General features: G+C 54.2%; 17 protein-coding genes. 16 read left to right on the top strand and 1 reads right to left on the bottom strand.

Going from position 1 to position 23,679, the window contains the following annotated elements; all coding sequences use genetic code 11:
• Positions 1-52: 52 nt before the first annotated feature.
• The 7 genes from AC0YNV_RS23225 to AC0YNV_RS23195 all read left to right on the top strand — a co-directional run bounded on the left by AC0YNV_RS23225 (position 53) and on the right by AC0YNV_RS23195 (position 6,776).
• On the top strand, positions 53-1,030 hold the full coding sequence (locus AC0YNV_RS23225; protein WP_475770136.1) for a YpdA family putative bacillithiol disulfide reductase: 978 nt from the start codon (positions 53-55) through the stop codon (positions 1,028-1,030).
• 118 nt (positions 1,031-1,148) lie between these two features.
• Entirely contained in the window at positions 1,149-1,595 is a 447-nt protein-coding gene (gene nikR, locus AC0YNV_RS23220; protein ID WP_475770135.1) for a nickel-responsive transcriptional regulator NikR, read from the top strand.
• A gap of 146 nt (positions 1,596-1,741) precedes the next feature.
• Positions 1,742-3,358 carry an ABC transporter substrate-binding protein gene (locus AC0YNV_RS23215; RefSeq protein ID WP_475770134.1) on the top strand — a complete coding sequence of 539 codons (1,617 nt, stop codon included), beginning with the start codon at positions 1,742-1,744 and terminating at the stop codon, positions 3,356-3,358.
• A gap of 18 nt (positions 3,359-3,376) precedes the next feature.
• Positions 3,377-4,366 (top strand): ABC transporter permease, encoded by a 990-nt coding sequence (locus AC0YNV_RS23210; RefSeq protein WP_475770133.1) that lies wholly within the window; start codon positions 3,377-3,379, stop codon positions 4,364-4,366.
• Positions 4,366-5,229, top strand: coding sequence for an ABC transporter permease (locus AC0YNV_RS23205; protein WP_475770337.1), 864 nt, complete (start codon positions 4,366-4,368; stop codon positions 5,227-5,229). Before AC0YNV_RS23210 ends, AC0YNV_RS23205 begins: the two co-directional genes overlap by 1 nt.
• Before the next feature lie 28 nt (positions 5,230-5,257).
• Positions 5,258-6,184 carry an ABC transporter ATP-binding protein gene (locus AC0YNV_RS23200; protein WP_475770132.1) on the top strand — a complete coding sequence of 309 codons (927 nt, stop codon included), beginning with the start codon at positions 5,258-5,260 and terminating at the stop codon, positions 6,182-6,184.
• Positions 6,174-6,776 carry an ABC transporter ATP-binding protein gene (locus AC0YNV_RS23195; RefSeq protein WP_210038804.1) on the top strand — a complete coding sequence of 201 codons (603 nt, stop codon included), beginning with the start codon at positions 6,174-6,176 and terminating at the stop codon, positions 6,774-6,776. Before AC0YNV_RS23200 ends, AC0YNV_RS23195 begins: the two co-directional genes overlap by 11 nt.
• Positions 6,777-6,927: 151 nt before the next feature.
• Here AC0YNV_RS23195 and AC0YNV_RS23190 read toward each other — a convergent pair whose 3' ends face one another.
• Positions 6,928-7,380, bottom strand: a complete 453-nt coding sequence (locus tag AC0YNV_RS23190) for a GNAT family N-acetyltransferase (protein ID WP_475770131.1) — start codon at positions 7,378-7,380, stop codon at positions 6,928-6,930.
• A gap of 277 nt (positions 7,381-7,657) precedes the next feature.
• Here AC0YNV_RS23190 and AC0YNV_RS23185 point away from each other — a divergent pair, with 277 nt between their 5' ends.
• The 9 genes from AC0YNV_RS23185 (at position 7,658) to AC0YNV_RS23145 (ending at position 23,652) form a co-directional block, all read left to right on the top strand.
• On the top strand, positions 7,658-9,388 hold the full coding sequence (locus AC0YNV_RS23185) for an ABC transporter ATP-binding protein (protein WP_475770130.1): 1,731 nt from the start codon (positions 7,658-7,660) through the stop codon (positions 9,386-9,388).
• Positions 9,375-11,282 carry an ABC transporter ATP-binding protein gene (locus AC0YNV_RS23180; protein WP_475770129.1) on the top strand — a complete coding sequence of 636 codons (1,908 nt, stop codon included), beginning with the start codon at positions 9,375-9,377 and terminating at the stop codon, positions 11,280-11,282. Before AC0YNV_RS23185 ends, AC0YNV_RS23180 begins: the two co-directional genes overlap by 14 nt.
• A 534-nt stretch (positions 11,283-11,816) precedes the next feature.
• Positions 11,817-12,830, top strand: a complete 1,014-nt coding sequence (locus AC0YNV_RS23175) for a zinc-dependent alcohol dehydrogenase (protein ID WP_475770128.1) — start codon at positions 11,817-11,819, stop codon at positions 12,828-12,830.
• A gap of 371 nt (positions 12,831-13,201) precedes the next feature.
• A complete protein-coding gene (locus AC0YNV_RS23170) occupies positions 13,202-14,305 on the top strand; it encodes a 5' nucleotidase, NT5C type (protein ID WP_475770127.1) in 1,104 nt (367 codons plus the stop codon).
• A gap of 84 nt (positions 14,306-14,389) precedes the next feature.
• Positions 14,390-15,307, top strand: coding sequence for a helix-turn-helix transcriptional regulator (locus tag AC0YNV_RS23165; RefSeq protein WP_475770126.1), 918 nt, complete (start codon positions 14,390-14,392; stop codon positions 15,305-15,307).
• 659 nt (positions 15,308-15,966) lie between these two features.
• On the top strand, positions 15,967-17,889 hold the full coding sequence (gene thrS / locus AC0YNV_RS23160; protein ID WP_475770125.1) for a threonine--tRNA ligase: 1,923 nt from the start codon (positions 15,967-15,969) through the stop codon (positions 17,887-17,889).
• Between the two features lie 637 nt (positions 17,890-18,526).
• Positions 18,527-20,854, top strand: coding sequence for a helix-turn-helix domain-containing protein (locus AC0YNV_RS23155; RefSeq protein WP_475770124.1), 2,328 nt, complete (start codon positions 18,527-18,529; stop codon positions 20,852-20,854).
• A gap of 958 nt (positions 20,855-21,812) precedes the next feature.
• Positions 21,813-22,742: an ABC transporter permease gene (locus AC0YNV_RS23150; RefSeq protein WP_475770123.1), complete on the top strand. Its 930-nt coding sequence runs from the start codon at positions 21,813-21,815 to the stop codon at positions 22,740-22,742.
• 22 nt (positions 22,743-22,764) lie between these two features.
• Positions 22,765-23,652: a carbohydrate ABC transporter permease gene (locus AC0YNV_RS23145; protein ID WP_210038818.1), complete on the top strand. Its 888-nt coding sequence runs from the start codon at positions 22,765-22,767 to the stop codon at positions 23,650-23,652.
• Positions 23,653-23,679: the final 27 nt, after the last annotated feature.

The following is a 23,679-nucleotide window of genomic DNA, read 5'->3' as shown; positions in this document are numbered from 1 at the left end:
AAGTAAAATGACACAAGAATGACGTAATTTCAATGAACAAAGGGGAAATCAGATGAAAGAAGCTATCATAATAGGCGGCGGCCCATGCGGACTTTCTGTCGGGATGGCCTTGCAGGAGCAAGGAATTGATTACTTAATACTCGAGAAAAGGGCTATTGTAAATACGATTCTTTCATTTCCTGCTAATATGCGTTTTTATAGTACAAGCGACAGGTTGGAAATCGGAAATGTTCCCTTTTTATCAGAAGAAGAACGTCCCACCCGACATGAGGTAATGCGCTATTATCGCGCTGTCGTTACAAGGCAGCAAATGAATATTCTAACGTTTCATCATGTCATTAGGATCGGGCGTTCTTCGGACGGCTTTCTCGTTCATACCCATAATCATCTGGGGAAAGAGGAAGTGTTTGAAGCAAGAAGGATCGTAATCGCGACAGGGATATATGATCACCCGAGACTGTTAGGGGTTCCAGGCGAGAACTTATCCAAAGTGATGCATTACTATACGGAAGGACACTCTTATTCGGGAAGGTCTGTTCTTGTAGCGGGAGGCAAAAATTCCGCGGTTGAAGCAGCAATCGACTTATATCGCAGCGGAGCGCAAGTATCGTTGGTTCACCGTGGCGCTACGGTTTATCAAGGTATTAAGCCCACCCTGCTGCTCGATATACGGAATTTGATTGAAAAAGGAAGAATCGGGTTTTATCCCGAGTCGGCAATCACGCGTATTGAAGAAGAGCAGGTATTCGTCCAAAGCGGGAATGAGCAAATTAAAATCCAAAATGATTTTGTATTTTCCTTAATCGGGTATCAGCCTGACCTTTCGATGCTGAACGATCTGGGAATTATGTTAGATCATCAAACTCAAATTCCGCTCTTTGACCCTGAAACGTATGAAACCAATGTGGCGGACATATTTGTTGCCGGCGTCGTTACGGGAGGAATAACCAATAAAGTGTTTATTGATGATGGACGGCTTCATGGGCCGAAAATTGCCGAAAAAATTGCGGTCGATATGGGCAGGAAATAGGAAGGATGCCGTATTTTGGATAGAATGCCCGGTCTGATGCTGCCCCATCGGATGCATTTTTCATTTCATATCGCCTATGATACAATTTAGTGAAATGAAGGCAGGGCAGGGTGGTTTTATGGCAGACAAGGAAGAACTGATCCGGTTCGGAGTGGCGTTTCCGGCTCCATTAATCGAGCAGTTCGATCACTATATTGAGGAACAAGGCTATACGAACCGGTCCGAAGCGATTCGGGATATGGCCAGAAAAGCGATGCTGGATCCTGCAAAGCTTCCATCCGATGCGCATGTTGCCGGCACCATAGTCATGGTATACGACCATCACATCCGGGATCTTCCTCTTCTACTGACAGAGCTCCAGCACCAGTTCCACCACGACATTATATCCACGATGCATGTTCACCTGAACCATAACCAGTGCCTGGAGGTCATCGTCGTTCGGGGCCGCTTATCGGGGCTTCGCACACTCCATCATCAGATACAAGTACAAAAAGGCGTACATTATGCCGAGCTTTCCGTTACTTATGCGGAGGAACAAGGCTTGGAGATTCATGATCATAAATAAAAACCAGAATATGCGATCGTCCCAAAAAGGGGCGGTCTTTTTTTGTTGAAATATTTCAATATTTTTGAGCATGCCGGTGAAAAAGGGAGTGATTCCCTTTTTTTGTTGTGCTACAATTTATTAAAAACGTGCCACATATAAAATCGATGGGATGGAGTGGGAGAAACGTGAGGAAGATTGGGGTCTATTCGATATTGGCGGTGATGGTTTACGGACTTCTGCTTGCGGGCTGCTCGTCATCCCCCAAGGAGAGCGGGAGCACCGGCAAAGACGAATTAATATTGGCTGTTGGCGCGGAACCGGAGACCGGGTTTGATCCAACGACCGGTTGGGGGCGCTACGGTTCACCGCTGTTTCAGAGCACACTGCTGAAGCGGGACGATGATCTGCGCATTGAGAATGATCTGGCAACCGGCTACGAGGTGAGTGAAGATGGTACGGTATGGACGGTCAAGCTGCGGTCCAATGTTGTATTTACCGACGGCAAGCCGCTTACGGCAGAAGATGTTGAATTCACCTTTGATACAGCGGCCGGGAACGGCTCCGCCATCGATCTGACCAATTTGAAGAGCGTGCAGTCCGAAGGGGAGGGCACCGTCATCTTCACACTCAAGGAGCCGCAATCTACTTTTGTTTCTCTTCTTGTTTCAACCGGTATCGTTCCCAAACACGCATACGGAAAAGACTATGCGGAGCTCCCCATCGGATCGGGGCCGTATAAATTTGTGCAGTGGGATAAAGGCCAGCAGGTCATCGCCGAAGCGAATCCCGATTATTATGGCGCGAAGCCGCATTTCAAACGAATGACGTTTTTGTTTCTGAGTGAAGATGCAGCGTTTGCGGCTGCCAAGTCAGGCAAGGTCGATGTGGCCTATATCCCGTCCTCCTACAGCAAGGAAACGGTAGCGGGCATGCGTCTTGAGGATATCAAAACCGTGGATAACCGGGGCATCCTGTTCCCCTATGTTCCGTCTGGCGGCCAAACCAAGGACGGCAATCCAATCGGCAACGATGTAACCGCGGATATTGCCATCCGCAAGGCGGTTAATGTGGCCATCGACCGGAGCGCGCTGGTTGAGGGGATTCTGGAAGGCTATGGCTCGCCCGCTTACTCGGCCAATGACGGACTTCCCTGGGGGAATGATCAAATCGTAATCAAAGATGCCGATGTGAATGAAGCGAAGACCATTTTGAGCGATGCGGGATGGACGGATACAGACGGTGACGGGATTGCCGAGAAGGGTTCGCTCAAGGCTGAGTTCAATCTTCTTTATCCATCCGGAGATATTGCCCGCCAATCGCTTGCTCTCGCTGCTGCGGATATGGTCAAGCCTGCCGGCATTCATATGAATGTGGAAGGGAAGAGCTGGGACGATATTGATAAAAGAATGCATGCCGACGCTGTGATGTTCGGCTGGGGCAGCCACGATCCCCTGGAAATGTACAACCTGTACAGCAGCACGTATCAGGCAGTTGATTATTACAACGCCGGTTATTACAGCAATCCGGTGGTAGATGACTGGATGAACCAGGCTCTTCGCGCAACGAACGAAGAAGAGGCCTTGAAATATTGGAAGAATGCGCAGTGGGATGGAAAGACGGGACTCAGCTCGCTCGGGGATGCGCCATGGGCGTGGCTTGTGAATATCGATCATCTGTATCTCGTAAACGACAAGCTGGACATCGGCAAGCAGCGTATCCAACCGCACGGGCATGGCTGGCCGATCACGGATAATATCGAAGAATGGATATGGAACAACTAGCGGAAAAGAGGGTTGGTCATGACACGCAATTTGGGTGCGTATCTGGGGCTGAAGCTGGTTCGTCTGGCGACGCTTCTGGCTGCTGTCAGCATCGTTTCGTTCACGCTCGTCAGTCTCTCGCCAATCGACCCGGTTCAGGCTTACATTGGATCGGATGTCATGCGTGTCGGGCCTGAGCAGCGCCAAAGCATTTCCGCTTATTGGGGGCTGGATAAGCCGCCCGCGGAGCAGTTTGCCCGTTGGGGCTCGGCTCTGCTCCGCGGCGACCTCGGCACTTCTATGATATTCCGCGAGCCGGTGGCGGAGGTCATCGGCGAGCGGTTCCTGAATTCCGCCGCGCTGATGGCGATAGCCTGGCTGCTCTCTGGAATTACAGGGTTTACAGCCGGTGTAATAGCGGCGGTGAAAAAAAACTCATGGATGGACCGCCTCATTCAGTGGTACTGCTATACGCTGGCGTCCACACCGACATTCTGGCTGGGACTGCTGCTTCTCATGTTCTTCTCCGTTTGGCTCGGGTGGTTTCCGATCGGACTCGGCGTACCCGCAGGCGTTCTTGCGGAGCAGGTTACGCTCGCGGATCGCATCCGGCATATCATTCTGCCTGCGCTGACGCTTAGCATCATCGGAATTGCGCCAATCGCGCTGCATACCAGGCAGAAGCTGATCGATGTTCTGGAGAGCGATTATGTACGGTTTGCCAGAGCCCGGGGGGAGAAGGGATTCGGACTGGTGCGAAGGCATGGTCTGCGCAATATTGCCCTGCCGGCCGTCACCCTGCAGTTCACCTCCTTCAGCGAATTGTTCGGAGGCGCCGTGCTGGCAGAGCAGGTGTTTTCGTACCCGGGCCTTGGACAAGCGACGGTTGAGGCGGGTTTAAGAGGGGATGTTCCGCTGCTTATGGGACTTGTCCTGTGCAGCTCGCTGTTCGTCTTTACAGGCAATACGATCGCGGATCTGCTGTATAAAGTAATTGATCCGCGGGTCCGGGAAGGCAGGGCGCTATGATGGAAAATCTGGTTCAGCCTGCCGGGAACCCGGCATTTCGTTTCCGGGTCAATCGGCGGAAACGGGCGTTAGCATGGGCTGTTTGTCTCTCGGCTCTTCTTGTCGCGATCGGGATTCTTGCCATGCTGCTGGGGGACGGACAGCTTGCAACGAATCTGGAAATCCGGAATTTACCGCCTTCGCTGCTGCATCCCTTCGGGACGGATTGGCTGGGGAGGGATATGTTTGTCCGCACGATCAAGGGGCTGGCGCTCAGTATCGGCGTAGGCATGATCGCCGCTGTCTGCAGTGTCATGATCGCCACCGCTGTCGGGCTGGCTGCCGCTACCCTGGGGAAAACAGCGGACCGGATCCTGTCATGGCTGATTGATCTGTTTCTGAGCGTTCCGCATCTGGTCGCTCTCATTCTTATCGCCTTTGTATGCGGCGGCGGCATTAAAGGGGTCATTATCGGCGTTGCCTTGACCCACTGGCCGGGTCTCTCGCGGATTATCCGCGCCGAAGTGCTGCAGCTGCGATCCGCCGAATTCATTCAGGTGTCCAGGCATCTGGGGAAATCGAGCTGGTGGGTGGCTTCGCGGCATCTCATTCCGCATCTTGTTCCGCAGCTGCTCGTGGGTCTCATGCTGTTGTTTCCGCATGCGATATTGCACGAGGCCTCTATTACATTTCTTGGGTTGGGGCTGTCGCCTCATCAGCCGGCAATCGGCATTATATTATCGGAAGCGATGCGGTACTTGTCAACGGGCATGTGGTGGCTGGCGGTATTTCCGGGTCTTGGACTGCTCGTGATCGTCCGCTCGTTCGACCGTCTTGGCGACCATATGCGAACGCTGCTTGATCCGCGTCGCGCACATGAATAATTCATTGGAATGCGGGGTGAAAGCCATTATGGCATTGCTGGAGGTCGATAATCTCTCCGTTTCTTTTACGCAATATGACGGCGGCGGGCTGGGTCAGCATTCGGTTCAGCCCATCACAGGCCTGCATTTGAAGGTGGAAGCAGGAGAAGTCATGGCCGTCATCGGTTCGAGCGGTTCCGGCAAAAGCTTGCTCGCTCACGCCATTATGGGCATTCTGCCGGAGAATGCCCGGATGTCAGGGACGATCCGCTATGACGGGAGAACTATGTCCGCCGAGCGGCTGAATACATTGCGGGGCAAAGAAATTGCGCTTGTGCCGCAGTCGGTGAATCATCTGGATCCGCTCATGAAGGTCGGAGCGCAAGTAAGAACGACGGCTGCCGGCCCGGAGCCGCTGGCTGCGCAGCGGGCCATATTCAAACGTTACAGGCTTGCCGAACAGACTGAGCGGCTGTACCCTTTTCAATTATCCGGCGGCATGGCCCGCCGGGTATTGGTGGCGACAGCGACAATCAGCGGCGCCCGGCTTATCGTTGCGGACGAACCAACGCCGGGCATGCATCCGGACGATATGGCGGAAGCCTTGGCTACATTCAGGGAATTGGCCGATGGGGGCTGCGCGGTGCTGCTCATTACGCATGATATCGAAGCGGCGCTCCGGATTGCCGACCGGGTTGCGGTCTTTTATGCCGGAACAACGGTTGAAATCGCCTTAGCTGCGGATTTCGCCGACAATGGAGCGCAGCTGCGGCATCCATATAGCAAGGAGCTCTGGCAGGCGCTGCCGCAGAACGGCTTTCTGCCGCTTCCCGGCGCCCAGCCCGGACCGGACAATTTGCCGGCAGGGTGTCTGTTCGCCCCTCGCTGTGCGGCGGCCACTTCAGCATGCACGGATGACAGACCTGATATGCGGGATCTGCGCGGCGGATCCGTGAGGTGCTTTCATGCTTCTTAAGGGAGAAGGTCTCGGTTTCCGCTACGGCAAGGGACCATGGCTTTTCCGCAGTCTTGAAGTAGCGGTCCAATCCGGTGAAATCGTCGGTCTTGTCGGTCCGAGCGGATTCGGCAAGACGACGATTGGCCGGATTCTGGCCGGTTATGAGAAGCCGGAAGAAGGAGCCATAACGCTTGACGGTCAAGAGCTGCCCCGCAGCGGCTGTCATCCGGTTCAGCTGGTGTTCCAGCATCCGGAGCGGGCCGTCAATCCAAGGTGGCGCATCCATCGCATCCTTGCAGAGGCGGGCGAACCGGAGCCGGCCTATCTGCAGGAGCTGGGCATTGAGAAGGCTTGGCTGAAGCGATGGCCCAATGAATTGTCCGGAGGAGAGCTGCAGCGTATTTGCATCGCCAGAGCATTAGGCAGCAAGACCCGCTTTGTGATCGCCGACGAAATGACCACTATGCTGGATGCCGTTACGCAAGCGCAGATTTGGCATGCGGTGCTTGCGATTGCGCGCGAGCGGAAGCTCGGTCTGCTTCTGATCAGTCATGACCTGCATTTGATTGAGCGGCTCTGCCATCGATGGATCAGGCTGGGTGAGGCATGAGAAAGCTCCCGACCTCAAATAGTCGGTTCATTGTCAAAGTGGAATGGATAAAAAAAACGCAGCAGCAGCTCTCATTTATCCAGGAACCTCCGTCCCGCTTAAGAAGTGGATCCGGAGGCTTTTTTATGTGGTTTTTTGAACCGGACCTTCCCTACAGATCCTGCGCCAACCGTATCATGTCCACTACCTGTATTCCGTTCTCGAATATCTCTTCCGTGTAATGTCTGATGAAGAAGTCCCTGTCCACTCCGGTTATCCGGAACCCGCATTTCTGGTAAAGCGCAAGCTGCCCGATCCCTGAATTTCCAGTGCCGATTTCAATCGTCTTGTAGCCGTGGATCCTGGCCTGCTGAATGGCATGGTTCACCAGCCGCCTGCCTATCCCTTGGCCCTGCTTGCTCTCATCAACGGCTATATTTACGATCTCGACGGTTTCCGGCCTCGTTGGCAGCAGCACATAGACGCCTGCGATCCCATCATTCAATTCTGCGACGAAGCATTGCCCTCTTCGGATATACTCGTCAACGAGTTTGCGGGACGGATCCGCCAACAGCAGCAAATCCATCGGAGCTTGTTCATCTCCATGCAGTTCCCGGATTTCCATTTCATGCCACATCCCTCTGACCATAATTACTTGTAGTTTAACATATGAAATTCCAAAGGCATTCCCAAAAGACATCTGCAGGATTAAAGCGGCGTGCAGCCGCGTGGAACCGGGGCAGGGAAAGATCCGTCGAACAGGCGGCTTCGGGGAAGCCTGCATTTCTTAAATCCCTCATTCATTAAATGAATGACCGCATCAAATTTTGTGAGGGACGTATCCGCTTTGCGATGTGATATAATTTGGAGGATTATACACAACGGCAAGGGAGTCCTCTAAAGTGAGCTTTCTGAAACCTTACTTCCGCCAATTCGGCAAGCCTTTTTTCGCTGCTCTTCTTTTCCTCATGCTGGAAGCGTTCTGCGATCTGCTGCAGCCCCTGCTGATGTCGCGCATCATCGATGAGGGCGTCGCGAACAAGCAGATGGATTACGTGCTGCAGTTCGGCGGCTATATGCTGCTTGTCACGGCAGCAGGAGCAGTGGGTGCGTCCATGCGCAACATCATCTCCAGTCATGTATCGCAAAATTTCGGCACGAAGCTCCGCTCGGATCTGTTCCGCAAAATCCAATCCTTATCCTTCAACAGCATCGACAAGTTCGACCGCGCCTCGCTGGTCACCCGGCTGACCAACGATGTCACGCAGATTCAGAATTTTACGAACGGGCTGATGCGTATTTTTGTCAAAGCCCCGCTTGTCTGCCTGGGAAGCCTGATCATGGCCGTGCGGCTTAATCCGCCGCTGTCGGTTGTGCTGATTGCCGTCGTCCCGATTGTGGCGGTGCTGATCGTCTCCAATATGCGGATCGGGTTCCCGCGATTTGCCAGGGTGCAGACGGCGCTCGACCGGGTTAACGGACTCTCCAGGGAGTATCTCTCCGGCGTCCGTGTCGTCAAGGCGTTTAACCGGTTCGATTATGAGGTCGACAAGTTCGACGAGGTCAACAGGGGCTATCAGACCGCCTCCACCCGCGCCATGCGGACAATGGCGCTGTTCAGTCCCGGCATCATGCTGTCGGTCAACCTCGGCATCGTTGCCGTCATCTGGATCGGGGGCATCCGCGTCGATCAAGGTCAGATGCAGGTCGGCCATATCATTGCTTTCATCAATTATATGACGCAGATTCTGTTTTCCCTGATGATGATCTCCAACGTATTCAATATGTTCATCAGGGCCAAGGCGTCCTCGGAACGGATCGGCGAGGTTTTCGCGGAGCAGGATGCGATGGCCTGGAAAGAAGAACAGCCGCACGCGCCGGAGGCGACCGGAAGCGTCGAGTTCAAGGACGTATCCTTTGCCTATGTGGGCAAGGAAGCTGTGCTGCGGAACATTACGCTGAGCTGCCTTCCCGGAGAGACCGTCGGCATCATCGGCTCCACCGGCTCGGGCAAAAGCACGCTCGTCAGCCTCATTCCGCGATTCTATGATGCGGATTCCGGAACGGTGGAGGTCGGCGGGGAAGACGTGAGCGCGATCGAGCCGGCGCGGCTGAGGGAGAAAATTGCCATCGTGCCGCAGAAAACCGTGCTGTTCACGGGAACGATTCGCGAGAATCTGCTCTGGGGCAAGGAGGATGCCACTCAGGAGGAGCTGGAGCGGGCGGCGAGGATGGCGCAGGCGGAAGAGTTCATTCTGAAATGCCCCGAGGGGTACGAGACGAAGCTTGGCCAGGGCGGCGTCAATCTGTCGGGCGGGCAGAAGCAGCGGCTGTCGATCGCCAGGGCGCTTGTGCGGCAGCCGTCGATCCTCATTCTCGACGATTGCACGAGCGCCGTCGACGCGGCGACGGAGGCGAAGATCAAGGAGGCGCTGAAGCGCTATGCCGAAGGGCTGACATGTCTGCTGATCGCCCAGCGCATTACGTCCGTCATGGACGCCGACCGGATCGTCGTTCTCGACAACGGGGAGATTGTCGGCACGGGCAAGCATGACGAGCTGATGAGAAGCTGCAGGGCGTATCAGGAAATTTACCGGTCGCAGGCCGGGCAGGAGGTGGATGCCAGTGTCTGAACGCAGTGAGGAGAATGAACGCCGCGAGCAGCAGGCTGGTACGCCTGCCCCTCCTCCCCCGCCGATAGGAATGGCGGGACGGGGCGGCTTCGGCGCCGGACGCAGAGGCGGCCCGGTCGTTAAGCCCAAAAACCTGGCCGCGACATTGAAGCGGATGTGGACGTATGTCGGCAGCGAGCGAAAGCGGCTGACCGTTATCTTCGCCATTATCCTGGTTGATGCCCTCATTACGCTGACCGGTCCTTATCTTATCGGGATGGCTGTAGATGCGATGTCCGGCGCAGGGGGCGGGAAGGCGGTCGGGCAGGTCGATTTCAGCCTCCTTCAAGTTGCGCTGATTGCGCTTGTTGTTTCCTATCTTGCGGATGGCGGGCTGATTCTTCTGCAGGGCTGGCTGATGGCCGGCGTGGCGCAGCGTATCGTCGGGCGTCTGCGGACATCGCTGTTCGGCAAACTGCAGAAGCTGCCCATCCGCTTCTTCGATACCCGGACGCACGGCGATCTGATGAGCCGCATGTCCAATGATATCGACAATGTCAGCAATACGGTGGCCCAGTCCGCCGTCCAGGTCATGACGGGCTCGGTCGCGCTTGTCGGTTCGCTTGTAATGATGATCGTCCTCAGCCCGTGGCTGACGCTGGCGAGTCTGATTACGGTGCCCGGCGTTTTCCTGCTGACGCGCGCGATCGCACGCTCGACAGGACCGCTGTTCAAGGAGCAGCAGAACCGCCTTGGCAGGCTGAACGGCCATGTGGAGGAGACGATCTCCGGCATCCACATCGTCAAGGCGTTCAACCGCGAGGAAAAAGCGATCTCCGAGTTCGACGAGGTGAATGCCGAGCTGTGCGAGGTCGGCATCAAGGCGCAGATCCGTGCGGGCTTTCTGATGCCGATCATGAATGTCATCAACAATATCGGCTTCGCCGCAGTGGCTCTCGTCGGCGGTATCCTGGCGGTGAACGGCCATATTACGGTCGGGGTGATCGCCAGTTTTCTCAGCTACTCGCGCCAGTTCGTTCGTCCGCTCACGGATATTGCCAATCTGTTCAATGTGCTGCAGTCGGGTGTTGCCGGCGTGGAGCGGGTATTCGAGGTGCTTGACGAGGAAGAGGAGCCGGAGGACCCGCCGGGCGCGGTGCCGCTTACGAACCCGCGGGGACATGTCGTCTTCGACAATGTATCGTTCGGCTACCGAGCCGACGTGCCGATTCTGAAGAACGTCAGCTTCGACTCGGCAGAAGGAACGAGCACTGCTTTCATTGGCCCTACGGGAGCGGGAAAGACGACAGTCGTAAATCTGATCACGCGATTTTACGATGTTACAGAAGGCTCCATCCGGATTGACGGGCGCGATATCCGCGACTATACGAAGGACAGCCTGCGCCGGGCGTTCGGCATCGTGCTTCAGGACACGTATCTGTTCTCCGGTACGATCAAGGACAATATCAAGTACGGCAAGCCGGATGCCTCCGACGGTGAGGTAGAGCGCGCCGCAGAGCTGGCCAATGCAGCAGCTTTCATCGCCAGGCTGCCGCTGCGTTACGATACCCCGCTCACGGAGAACGGCGGCAATTTGAGCCAGGGCCAGCGCCAATTGCTGGCGATTGCGCGGGTTATATTGGCCGATCCGTCTATACTTATTCTCGATGAGGCGACCAGCAGCATCGATACCCGGACAGAGCTGCATATTCAGGACGCGCTTCGGGGCGTGCTGCGGGGGCGGACCAGCTTCCTCATCGCCCACCGCCTCAATACGATCCGGGATGCGGATACCATTATGGTCGTCGACCGCGGCGCAATTGTGGAGAGCGGCTCCCATTCGGAGCTGATGGAGCGGCGGGGAATCTATTATACGATGTTCACGAATCAGTTCGGAGCGGTGGCCGGCGGTTAGCCGGCTCATCGCCTGCTTTGTCCTGATCCGGCATTTCCAGTCCGCTGAACAATATTACAAAGGACAAGTGACGGACTGGAAGTGTAAAATGAGGGTAAGCGGAGTCAGTGAAGCTGTAAGCGCTTCAAAAAAACTCTGCGGGGATGACAGTTCAATTATTTCTGACAACCGGGCTGCGGTGAACCCGCATCCAGCGGTTGCAGATTACTGACAACCGGGCTGCGGTGAACCCGCATCCAGCGGTTGCAGATTACTGACAACCGGGCAGCGGCGAGCCTGCATCCAGCGGTTGCAGTTACTACAACCGGGCAGCGGCAAGCCTGCATCCAACGGTTGCAGTTACTGACAACCGGGCAGCGGCAAGCCTGCATCCAACGGTTGCAGTTACTGACAACCGGGCAGCGGCAAGCCTGCATCCAACGGTTGCAGTTACTGACAACCGGGCAGCGGAAAGCCTGCATCCAACGGTTGCAGTTACTGACAACCGGGCTGCGGCAAGCCTGCATCCAACGGTTGCAGTGGGGGGAGTGTAAAATGGAAATAAGAAGCGCGTATTTGAAGGCACCATGGCAGACCGAGATCAGACGGGTCAGCATGCCGGAGGAGCCGCCGGCCAAAGAAGTGCTCATCCGGGTCGAGGCATGCGGCATCTGCGGTTCGGATCTGTTTGCGGCTGAGAGCAAAGCGAAGGAGTGGCAGTCCTTCGGCCACGAGGTCGCCGGCGTCATCGAGAAGCTGGGACCCGGCTGCGACGGCCTGCAGGTTGGACAGAAGGTCGTGCTGGAGTCGTCGAGCTTCTGCGGTCAATGTGAAGTATGCCGCAACGGCAGGGTCGATCTTTGCCGCAGCGCGCCGCATTTTTGGGGACGCCCGGCCCTGGGGTTCAGCGAATATATGACGGTTCCCGCCTGCTGCGTCGTTCCATATGAGGGGCTCTCGCCGGAGGTGGCCTGCCTGGCGGAGCCGGCAGGCGTCTCGCTGGACATGGTGAAGACGGCCGGCATCGAGCTGGGCTCGCGTGTCTGCATCATCGGACCGGGACCGATCGGGCTGATGGCGATTCCGCTGGCACTGCGCAGCGGCGCGGTCCAGGTCGTCTGCATTGGCCGATCCGGCAACAGCAAGCGTTTGGAGGTGGCGAAGGAGCTGGGGGCGGAGGTCCTTGTTGTCGATGGGCCGCTGAGCGGGCGGACTGATCTGCATAAGAAATTCGACCGCGTGCTGACGACAGCGCCCGCGCACTTCCTGGGAGATGCGCTCCCGCTGCTGGCCTTCGGGGGCATCATCTCCTATATCGGGTTCGGCGCATCGGGTGACGAGAAGATCGAGCTGGATGTCAATGATTTTCACGTCCGCAAGCTGCAGCTCCGCGCCAGTTATGCCAGCCCCGGCATATATCTGCCGATGGTTCTGGAGTATATGAAAGCAGGAGTCATACCCGGGGACAAGATCATTTCGCATGTTCTGGAGCTGGATCAAATGGAAGAAGCGATGAGGCTGTGCAGCAAGGAAAAGGAAACGACACTGAAGATCGTCATCCGGCCCTGATCGCCGGTAGGGCATTCGAGCAGCCGGATCTCATAAAAACACGGAAATGGGGACCTGATACGGTCCCTTTTTTTATAACGATGAAGTTCTATCAGCTCTGAGAAGAATTTTTCTCATCCGCTGCTTTCCCTCAATCCAGCTCCGCCAACAGCTGTCTGTAAAGAGCATTCACTTCAGACGAGGGGCTTATGCCCATTTCTGCATGCAGCATCTCCATAAATTGAGGATGCGGAGTGAATCCGCAACCGAATCTATCTCGACACGGATATGTAGCATCCCCACAAAGATAATGCGGCTTTCATCAGAAGCGCGCAGCAGGCCATCTGGGAGGAGAAATAGGGCCCTCCTGTCCTATACAACGCGTGCCGGCAATGAAATTACGCGAACCGTACGGTCTGGTTGCAAAATCGGGCATCTGGTTTATAATCGGCGTGGTCGGGGACAAAACGCAAGCGTACCGCTTATCGCGGATTCGTTCGTTTCAAATGACAGAAGAGCCGTTCAACCGCCCCGAAGGGTACGATCTGCAAGTCTCGTGGCAGGCGTGGGTTGCCCATTACGAATTAAGGGAAGCTTCCTATCCGGTGGTTGTGGAAGTTGCAGAGGCCGCGATTCCGTTCTTGTCCCGGGAGGAGGGTGTGGATGTCCTGCAGCAGGGCGAGCAGTCCCATCCCTCCGTACGGTCCGGCTGGAAGAGGCTCGCCTTATCTTTTGAGAACGAGGCTGCCGCCCGCAGACGTAGTTTGCGCTGGGCTTGCAGGTGGAGGTCATTCACCCGGCGGAGATCCGGCAGAGCATCCGGGATCATGCGGCAGAGATGCTGCGGTTTTATTCTTAATGGCAACCGGTCAAGTCTTGCATATGATATAATTTTATTCGTAAAATTTAACGCTGGGGGTTGTGAGTCTTTGCATATTGGAGTAGATTTAGACAACACAATTCTTGATGCCACTTCCGCACATTTGCATTTTTATAATAAAGCTTCCGGATTATCGTTGACGCATAGCGATGTGAATGATTTTTATTTGTACCGCTTATATGGGTGGGACGAGGCGGAACGGAATGCCGTTTATCAACAATACGGACATGATATTCACTGGAGCTCATCCCCTTATCCGATGGCAGCGGAAATATTGCAGCAGCTGTTTAATCACCATCATATTTCGATTATTACTGCCCGGCCCCTATTTTTTCGTGAGGTTACCGTTGAATGGCTTAAACACCATAAGATTAATTATCACAATATTACGCTTGTTGAGGACAAACTCCAGGAATGTATCCAGTCCAGGGTAGATGTGCTGATTGATGATGGTCCTCATTATGCGGAGGAATTTGCGCTTGCCAATAAACCGGTTATTTTATATGAGCAGCCTTATAATTCGTCCGTTACTAATGACCTGGTATTGCGCGCTGCAAATTGGATTGAAGTAAAACAGCATATTGACAGCCTGGAATCCAAATATGCGCAATCCTGACCATTCACCGAACATTTAAGCCAAAGATGGTCCATTACATATTTAAGAACATCGGTAATATCGGACAAAGGCGGTGATCCATTCATGAAGCTGGAGAGGCTGATATCCATTACATATGCGCTGCTGAACAACGAGGTGGTCTCGGCATCGGAATTGGCGGACAAATACGGCGTTTCGCAAAGGACCATTTACCGGGACATAGAGGCTATCTGCGCGGCAGGCATCCCCGTCGTATCCTATCAGGGCGTGAACGGCGGGTATGGGATCATTAAAGAATACAAGATGGACAAAAGCCTGCTCGGTTCCGACGATATCGCCTCCTTGATCACCCTTCTAAACAGTACGGCAACCGTATTCCAGGATGACCGGGCACAGCAGACGATTCATCGGCTGAAGACTGTTCAGAACAAGAATAACCGTACTCCGAGCCTGACGATGGATCTGGGAAGCTGGAGGGCCTACAATGAAATTCTCCGAACTCTGCGATCAGCGATTAACGCCGGCCAGCTTGTCCGGTTTTATTATATGAGTGCCAAGGATGAGCGTATGGAGCGGACCGTTGAGCCTGTCAGCCTGCTGCTGAAATACGATTCCTGGTATTTATACGGATTCTGCCGATCGCGCAGCGACTATCGGGTTTTCAAGCTGACGAGAATGTCGGAGCTTGCTGCCCTGCCGGAATTGTTCGAACGCCGTCCCAACGTTCCCACCGAAGATATTTTCTCCGGCGGCGGAGATGTTCAGGAGCAGGTCGAGTATGCGGTCATCCATTTCTCGGCAGGCCCGCTCGCCAGGGTGCTGGATGAATTTTATCTGGACGAGAAAAGGTTCAATGAAGACGGCACGCTTACGCTGACGATTGCTCAGGCTATCGATACCGATTGGCTGATGGAAAGGCTGCTGAGCTTCGGCGAGGATGTGGTCGTTCTCGAACCGCCCTCGCTGAGGCGCCGGATGAAAAAGAAAATCGAAAATATGTTAGCCCGATATGATGAAGTATGACACTCTGTTGTCATACTTTTTTATTTATAATGAGCTCAAATACGATAAACGGAAGGAAAGTGGAGCTGATGATCAATCATCCCTTTTTCTATGAAGAACAGATGAAACTGCATAATCGTGAGCTCAAAAAAATCGATAGGAATGCCTGGATGTGGCTTGAAACGAAGCGGAAGCGGTCCATGAGACTTCTATCTTCAGTGATTGCCCTGATCGGTCTGAAAAGCGTATAACCTGCATGACCGCACATTTTGGGAATGTCGTTTGAGTTTGTGCTTGACCGCGTATCGCCAATTCATTATACTGTGGGAAATTGAATATGAGGCGATAATCAAAGACATGGTTCAACGTAACGGACTGTCCAGAGAAGGAGTCAAGGCTGAGAGCTCCCCGGTGACCGGATGTGGAATTACCCCTTTGTAGCCGTGGCATCGAACCCGCTGCGAATGACAGCAGCCGTTAGTAGACGAGACCGAATCATCCCCGTTACCGGATGCATCAATGAGGATCCTGCCTGTCTAAGCAGCGCATATGACGCGGCTTGAGGCGGATCGAATGAGGGTGGAACCACGAGCTTGAACGCACTCGTCCCTTTCCAGGGATGGAGGCGTTTTTTTGCGTTCACATAAACGAAAATACCGGAGAAAAGGAGGAGAAGGACAATGGCAATGAAGCGGGTTCAAGTAAGGATGCAGGATGGAAAAATACGAGAGGTGGAGCAGGGAACCACAGCTCTGCAGGTTGCCGAAGCGATCAGCGCGAGCTTGCGGAAAAGCGCCGCATGCGCCCGGGTAGACGGCCGGCTTGTCGATCTGGACACAGCGCTTGTCGAAGACTGTGCTCTGGAAATTGTCACACTGGCGAGCGAGGACGGCCTAGCTGTCTACCGGCACAGCGCGGCCCATCTGATGGCCCAGGCTATCAGGCGCTTATATGGGCAGGAAGCGGTAAAGCTTGGCATCGGGCCAGTCATTCAAGACGGCTTCTATTACGACATGGATTTGGCGAAGCCGCTTTCCGTCGATGAACTGGGACCCATCGAGGAAGAGATGAAGCGGATCGCGCAGGAGGATCTGCCGATTACCCGGCGGGAAGTATCAAGGACCGAAGCGCTGCGGATTTTCGGAGAGCTTGATGATCCGTACAAGCTGGAGCTGATTCGCGATTTGCCGGAGGCTGCCGTCATTTCGATCTATGATCAGGGTGAATTTTTCGATCTGTGCCGGGGCCCGCATCTGCCATCAACGGGTCTGATCCGTGCCTTCAAGCTGCAGAGCGTGGCCGGCGCCTACTGGCGGGGCGACTCCAGCAAGAGCGTCCTGCAGCGGGTGTACGGAACGGCTTTTGTGAAGAAAACGGAGCTTGACGAGCATCTGCAGCGGCTTGAGGAAGCGAAGAAACGCGATCACCGCAAGCTTGGCAGAGAGCTGGAATTGTTCATGTTTTCCGAGGAGGCTCCGGGAATGCCGTTTTATTTGCCGAACGGGATGATGATCCGTAACGAGCTGGAGGAATTCTCGCGCAGGCAGCAGCGGCAGGAAGGCTACGAGGAGGTCCGTACGCCGCTCATGATGAATCAGCGGCTGTGGGAGGAATCCGGCCACTGGGACCATTACCATGAGAATATGTATTTTACCGAGGTGGATGAAACAAGATTCGCGCTCAAGCCGATGAACTGCCCGGGACATATGCTGATCTTCAAGAACGCCCTGCGCTCCTATCGGGAGCTTCCCATCCGGATCTCCGAATTCGGACAGGTGCACCGTCACGAGTTCTCGGGAGCTTTGAACGGAATGATGCGGGTGCGGACGTTCTGCCAGGATGACGCGCATCTGTTTGTGCGGCCCGACCAGATTGCGGAAGAAATAAATGCCGTTCTTGCTTTAATCGACCGCTTCTACAGGGTGTTCGGGTTCGATTACAGGCTGGAGCTGTCGACAAGACCGGAGGACTCCATGGGTTCTGCCGAGCTGTGGGAAGCAGCGGAATCGGCCCTGCGCAATGTGCTCGAGGATCGTGGAATCCAGTACCGGCTGAATGAAGGCGACGGGGCCTTCTACGGGCCGAAAATCGATTTTCATATTCTGGATGCGCTTGGGCGCAGCTGGCAGTGCGCCACGGTTCAACTGGATTTCCAGATGCCGGAGAAATTCGATCTGAGCTACATCGGTGAAGATAACCAGAAGCATCGTCCGGTTGTCATTCACCGGGCTGTGTACGGCTCCATCGACCGCTTTATCGGCATTCTTACAGAGCATTACGCCGGGGCATTTCCGCTCTGGCTGGCTCCCGTACAGGTGAAGCTGCTGCCCGTATCCGATCCGTTTTCAGATTATGCGGTAGAGGTAAAGCGGCAGCTTGAACGGTCGGGTATTCGTGCTCAGGTGGACCTGCGGAGCGAGAAGCTCGGGTATAAAATCCGGGAAGCGCAGCTGCAGAAGATCCCTTATATGCTGGTGCTGGGCGAGCAGGAGAAGCAGAACGCTGCTGCCGCGGTCCGCAGGCGGGGAGAGGGCGACCTTGGCTCCATGAGCGTAGCGGAAGTAACGGAGCTGCTGCTCGGGGAGATTGCGGGCAGGCGTTAGCGGGCGGCCAAATGGAAGAGACATCGAGGCTCCCTGATTGCAGCAGAAGCAATGGCGCTGTTGCTCCAGGAAATCGCGGGCAAGGGTAGCGGCGGCCAGGGGAAGGACAACCGTGGCTCCGTCAATGGGGCCGGGCAGCGGTACCGCTGTTTAGGGAGAACGCGGACGGGATATTCGGGGAACCGGCAAGTCCAAAAACAACAGACCATGCGGCAAGCCCCCGGCAGAGATTGTTGTCAGTTACATCATATCCCTGATAAAAATTACAGCTTAATAGTACAGCAGAAAGGCCGGATTATGCGGGTTCCATATCGCATAATCCGGCCTTTTTCAACTCTTTGGTATTAAGGTTCATTCTGAAAATGTCGATAAGGTCTGTGGGAAGAAGCATTTTTTGCCGCCAGAGGGCGGTGAGATCCGTTTCTTCTTGCATATTCAGAACGTATAACAGTTGGCGTCTACTTTTCTGAATATTTTTATGTGAAGAAACTAACTTGACGCCAAAGGACGGCGACATCCGTTTCTTTTTGCAATTATTTGTTCCCGCCGCCTATTCCGACAGATACACTCGTCCCGCAAACCTGCTTCGTGATATAATGGCGGCATTATCGCATACAAAAGAGGGAGGGGCATCCCCATGGGCTTGTTTGCGCTCTATCGTTCACGCAATTATTTCAAACGCATCTTCTTCACAACCATCCTGCTTATCGTGCCCCTGCTGCTGATCTTCTGCAGCGTCCTGTATGCCTTCTCGCGGAATACCGCTCTTGAGCTTCAGCAGGACGCCAACCACAAGGTTCTCAGCCAAATCAACTACAATATCGACAACCTGAATGAAATGGTTACGAATTTGACCGTATCCACCTTTAATGACCGCGATATCATCTCTTTATTGAACAGTCCTTCCCTCGATATGTTCCAATTCTATAATAAGCTGGAGAAGATGGACCGGATATTGATCTCCAATCCTTATCTCAGCTCCATTGCGATCTATAACAGCTCAAATAAATGCTATTATTCGACCACCTTTCTTTCGCCGATCAGCTGTGGGGCGAAGGAGCCTTATAATATTCTGAAAGCGTTTTTAGAAAAGAACCGGACGTTCCCCAAGCTTACGCTCCAGCCCATGACGGAAGAGGATGGGGCAGGCAAAGGCTCGGTATTATCGCTGCTGATCTACAGCTCGGCGGGCGACTATTCGTCCAGCCAGAGTATTCTGATGCTGAATGTGAAATCCTCCTGGATGTTCGATAATATCCGCATGATCAACGAGTTGGGCGATAATTCGTCAGGTTATGCCTTCATTATCGATTCGCAGGGCAATCAATTCAGTCCCCGCGAGCAGGCGGCCCCGGACGACAGCATTATGCAGGAGCTCAACGGCAGGCTGCTGGATGTCGAGGCGCCCTCGGGTTATTTTATCGCCAAGACGGCGCAGGGCAAGCAGATCGTCAATTATCTCACCTCCAGGGTGAATGGCTGGAAGATCGTCAGTGTTCAGCCCTATGATGCCGTTTTTGGCAAAATCAATGCCATCGGGACGTTCTCCCTTGTGGTTCTGCTTTTATTTGTGGCGATTTCGCTGTTTGTTGCCGCATTTGCTTCAATAAAGCTGTACAAGCCGGTCGGTAAGCTGATGAATCAGCTGAATCTTCCGCCGACGCTTGACCGCGAGCGGGTGAGCGGCAGCAGGGACGAGCTGGGCTATCTGTCCTTCGTCTATGAGGATATGCAGACGACTATGAGTCTTCTCCGCAACGACCGCGAAGCGAGTCGTGACGTGCGGCATCATTATTTTCTGAAGCGCTGGCTAATGGACAGTCCCGGCATATCCAGGAGCGAATATGAGGAGTACTGCCAGGATCGCGGGTTGGATGCCGACTCCACCTTTGTGCTTTGCCTGCTAAAGATTGACGATTACGCCAAATTCCGCGATTCCCGCAATGAACGGGAGCAGAAGCTGGTCAAATTCGCCGTGACCAACATCGTGGAAGAGATCATCGCTTCGCATGATGCCGATCCGGCGGTGGATATGGCAAGCGACCATCTGGTCCTGCTGATTCGCCATCCTCAGGTCGGAGCGCAGCCGGACTCCGCGCTGCTTGAGCGGCTTCGGCTGATCCAGGATACGGTCAGCAGTTATTACAAGCTCACGCTGACCATCGTCGTGGGCCAGCCTTTCAATGATTACAAGCTGCTGACGCGGCAGTATGAGCAGCTTCAATTTTATTCCCTGCACCGGATGGTCCTGGGCAAGCAGGCGTTGATTACGCCAGAGCTGTATGCGGCGGAAGCCGGCGAGGCAAACGAGCAGATCCCCCTTGATCTGGAGAAGCGTCTGTCTGAGAGCATCCGCAGCAATGATCTTACTATGATGAAAGCCAGGCTGGATGATTGGATGGTGTGGATCAAGGGCCTTCATATTGAGCAGATCGATTTTGCTGTGCTGCAGGTTATTATGGTCATCCACCAAACCATCCGGGAGCTGAACATTCAGCATGTGCAGACCGTTATGAGCAAGCTGAAGCGCTATACGAACCTGATTCTGGAGCAGGAAACGCTGGAGGATATCCGAGAGCAGATCGAGCATGTTCTGGAAGAGCTGGTCAATGAGCGGAATCATGTCAAGACGGGCAAGCAGAATTTCCTGGTCGAGGCGGTCAAGGAGATTGTGCAGCTGAATTATACCGATCCCAATTTAAGCCTGCAAAGCATAGCCGCTATTATGAAAATGTCCTCGGCCTACCTGGGCCGGTATTTCCGCAGCAGCGAATCTCTGTCCGTGGCTGATTATATGAACCAGGTGAGACTGGCGGTGGCGATGAAGCTGCTGGAGCAGGAGGAGGACAGCGTAATCGAGATCATGCATAAAGTGGGCTACAGCAGCGAGAGCAATTTCTTCAAGCTGTTCAAGAAAAATATCGGCATGACCCCGGGCGAATACCGCATCGCTCGGAGAGGGTAAGGGCAAGAGCGATTTGTAAGGAGGCGGGCCAGGCTGCCCCTGGTTAACGTTGGCTTAATGCAGTATGACAGGCACCACTGGAATCGAATGCTGTTGGAATACCTGTGCAGGATTCCACGATTCCGGGGGTGCCTTTTTATGGTACTCGGTAGCGCTCGCGAGCATGAGAAAGGACATTTTTTCTTGGGGCAGCGGGCAGGCGGGGCCAGCTAGGGTGGGGCATGCAGTGGTGGAGCACGTCGGGGCTAATGTTGTGCTGTGGAGCACAAGGGGGGAGCTATAGTAAGGTTTTTCCCACTTAGAGAGGTTCAAACGGAGATTGGGAGCGGGGTAAGCGGGTTTTTCCTTGCTCGAGTGGGCGATTAGGCAATTGATTGCTGTGGAGCACATCTGGTGAGTTGTAGCAAGGTTTTTCCGGCTTTGAGGCTTCAAACCGAGGCTGGAAGCGGTGGAAGCCGGTTTTTCCTTGCTCGAGCGGGCGAATGGGGCAAATGCATACTGTAGAGCATGTCGGGTGAGATATAGCAAGGTTTTTCCGGCTTTGAGGCTTCAAACCGAGGCCGGAAGCGGTGGAAGCGGGTTTTTCCTTGCTCGAGCGGGCGAATGGGGCAAATACGTACTGTGGAGCATGTCGGGTGAGTTGTAGCAAGGTTTTTCCGGCTTAGCTGTGGCAAGGTTTTCCCCACTTTGAGGGGTTCAACCCGAGGTCGACAGCAATGTGGCAGGTTGAACCACATGAGACATAAGGGCATAGCACGCAGAGGCCATCGAACGGAGCGGCCGGTATTCCCCGCGGCAAGCCGCAAAAACACATTTTAACAGTCATAGCCGGAATGAACAGTTCGAATTGAGCAGCCGGGAAGTGCGCAAATCGCAGTCGATGTATGAATTTAGCAGTGTTCAAGAGGCGGGCAGCGGCTTCATAATCGGAAGTAACACGTCAGAGAGGGGTGAGGCCATGAATTCCACCAGTCGGTTTCGCGCCGGATGGAGGCGCTGGAACAGGAACCGGCAGCTGTTCATTCTTACACTGCCGGCTCTCCTGTTCAAGCTCATCTTTAACTACCTTCCGCTAATCGGTTTGGTAATCGCTTTCAAAAACTACAATTACGCAAAAGGCCTGCTCGGGAGCGACTGGGTCGGATGGGACAACTTCAAGTTTTTCTTCACAACCGACAATGCCTTCCGCATTACCCGCAATACAATCCTGTATAATTCGGCCTTTATCGTGCTGACCATTCTGATTGCCGTCACGCTGGCCATTCTCATGAATGAAATCAACCGGCGTTGGTTGAAGCTGCATCAGACCGTGCTTATTCTGCCCTATTTTCTGTCCTGGGTGGTAATCAGCTACGTGACGCTTGGCTTCTTCGATCAGACGAGCGGTTACCTGAACGAGCTGCTCATCCGTTTCGGGGGCCACCCGGTCAAATGGTATCAGGAATCCCAATATTGGCCTTACATTCTGGTGCTGGTGAAGCTGTGGAAAATGGTCGGCTTCTCGACGCTGATCTACTACGCAGGCATCATCGGGATCGATACGAGTTATTACGAAGCGGCCCGCATCGACGGAGCGAACAAATGGCAGGTCATCACGCGGATTACCGTTCCGCTGCTCGTTCCCTTGATTGTGGTTCTGTTCATTGTGGATGTGGGCAATATCTTCCGCGCCGATTTCGGGCTGTTCTATTTTATTCCCAACGATACCAGCTTCCTGTACGGGACAACGGACGTTATCGATACGTATGTCTACCGCTCCCTGCGCGTTGTCGGCAACATCGGGATGTCCACGGCCATCGGTCTTTATCAGTCGGTTGTGGGGCTGGTGCTGGTGTTAGCGGCAAATGCACTGATCCGAAAAGTCAATTCAGACAACGCCTTATGGTAAGCGTTAGAGGAGGTGAGAATCCATGTCCAATACGGCTAGTGCAAAATCCGCGCAGCTGATCATTAATCTGTTCTTTCTCGTGCTGTCGGCGCTGATCGTCATTCCGCTGCTGCTCGTGATTTCCATATCGATTTCAGACGAAAAATCGCTGCTGACGACAGGGTACCGGCTCATTCCCAGCCATATTAATTTCAGCGCTTACTCCATGATTCTCCAAAATCCCGGCCAGCTGCTGCAGGCATACGGCGTTACGATTCTGGTTACCGTGGTGGGATCTGTGGCGGGCCTGCTGCTGACCTCAATGGTTGCCTATTCCATCTCCCGGGCGGACTACAGCTACCGGCGGGCCACGACGCTGTATGTGTTTTTCACGCTGCTGTTCAGCGGCGGCCTGGTGCCGTTCTATATTCTCGTAACCCAATATCTGGGCATCAAGGATTCCATCTGGGCCCTGATCATCCCTTATCTGATCAATCCGTTCTACGTGCTGATTATGAAAGGATTCATGGAGAAGCTTCCCGGTGAAATTTATGAGTCGGCAAAAATGGACGGAGCCAGCGAATACCGCATTTTTTTCAAAATCGTGCTGCCCTTGTCCACGCCGGCGCTGGCTACGGTCGGTTTGTTTATCTCCTTCGCCTACTGGAACGACTGGTGGCTGGGACTCCTGTTCATTGACAACCAGAAGCTGGTTCCGCTGCAGCTGCTGCTGTACCGGATTATGAACACGATTGATTATTTGTCCAATAATATCGACAGGGTGAATGTTCAAATCGACATGACACAGTTTCCGAAGCTGTCCGCCCGAATGGCGATGGCCGTTCTGGCAGCCGGCCCGATGATGTTCGTGTTCCCTTTCTTCCAGCGATATTTTGTAAGCGGACTCACGGTTGGTTCCGTCAAGGGTTGATCCGGTTCATCCGCTTCCGTACGGCCA

Source organism: Paenibacillus sp. JT31N11 (assembly GCF_056269285.1).
This window is presented reverse-complemented; position numbering and strand designations above follow the sequence as displayed.

Bases quoted from the DNA above. Each gene is read 5' to 3' on its own strand.
- AC0YNV_RS23225 (WP_475770136.1), top strand. From the start codon at position 53: ATGAAAGAAGCTATCATAATAGGCGGCGGCCCATGCGGACTTTCTGTC.
- nikR (WP_475770135.1), top strand. From the start codon at position 1,149: ATGGCAGACAAGGAAGAACTGATCCGGTTCGGAGTGGCGTTTCCGGCT.
- AC0YNV_RS23215 (WP_475770134.1), top strand. From the start codon at position 1,742: ATGGGATGGAGTGGGAGAAACGTGAGGAAGATTGGGGTCTATTCGATA.
- AC0YNV_RS23210 (WP_475770133.1), top strand. From the start codon at position 3,377: ATGACACGCAATTTGGGTGCGTATCTGGGGCTGAAGCTGGTTCGTCTG.
- AC0YNV_RS23205 (WP_475770337.1), top strand. From the start codon at position 4,366: ATGGAAAATCTGGTTCAGCCTGCCGGGAACCCGGCATTTCGTTTCCGG.
- AC0YNV_RS23200 (WP_475770132.1), top strand. From the start codon at position 5,258: ATGGCATTGCTGGAGGTCGATAATCTCTCCGTTTCTTTTACGCAATAT.
- AC0YNV_RS23195 (WP_210038804.1), top strand. From the start codon at position 6,174: ATGCTTCTTAAGGGAGAAGGTCTCGGTTTCCGCTACGGCAAGGGACCA.
- AC0YNV_RS23190 (WP_475770131.1), bottom strand. From the start codon at position 7,380: ATGGAAATCCGGGAACTGCATGGAGATGAACAAGCTCCGATGGATTTG.
- AC0YNV_RS23180 (WP_475770129.1), top strand. From the start codon at position 9,375: ATGCCAGTGTCTGAACGCAGTGAGGAGAATGAACGCCGCGAGCAGCAG.
- AC0YNV_RS23175 (WP_475770128.1), top strand. From the start codon at position 11,817: ATGGAAATAAGAAGCGCGTATTTGAAGGCACCATGGCAGACCGAGATC.
- AC0YNV_RS23170 (WP_475770127.1), top strand. From the start codon at position 13,202: ATGAAATTACGCGAACCGTACGGTCTGGTTGCAAAATCGGGCATCTGG.
- AC0YNV_RS23165 (WP_475770126.1), top strand. From the start codon at position 14,390: ATGAAGCTGGAGAGGCTGATATCCATTACATATGCGCTGCTGAACAAC.
- thrS (WP_475770125.1), top strand. From the start codon at position 15,967: ATGGCAATGAAGCGGGTTCAAGTAAGGATGCAGGATGGAAAAATACGA.
- AC0YNV_RS23155 (WP_475770124.1), top strand. From the start codon at position 18,527: ATGGGCTTGTTTGCGCTCTATCGTTCACGCAATTATTTCAAACGCATC.
- AC0YNV_RS23150 (WP_475770123.1), top strand. From the start codon at position 21,813: ATGAATTCCACCAGTCGGTTTCGCGCCGGATGGAGGCGCTGGAACAGG.
- AC0YNV_RS23145 (WP_210038818.1), top strand. From the start codon at position 22,765: ATGTCCAATACGGCTAGTGCAAAATCCGCGCAGCTGATCATTAATCTG.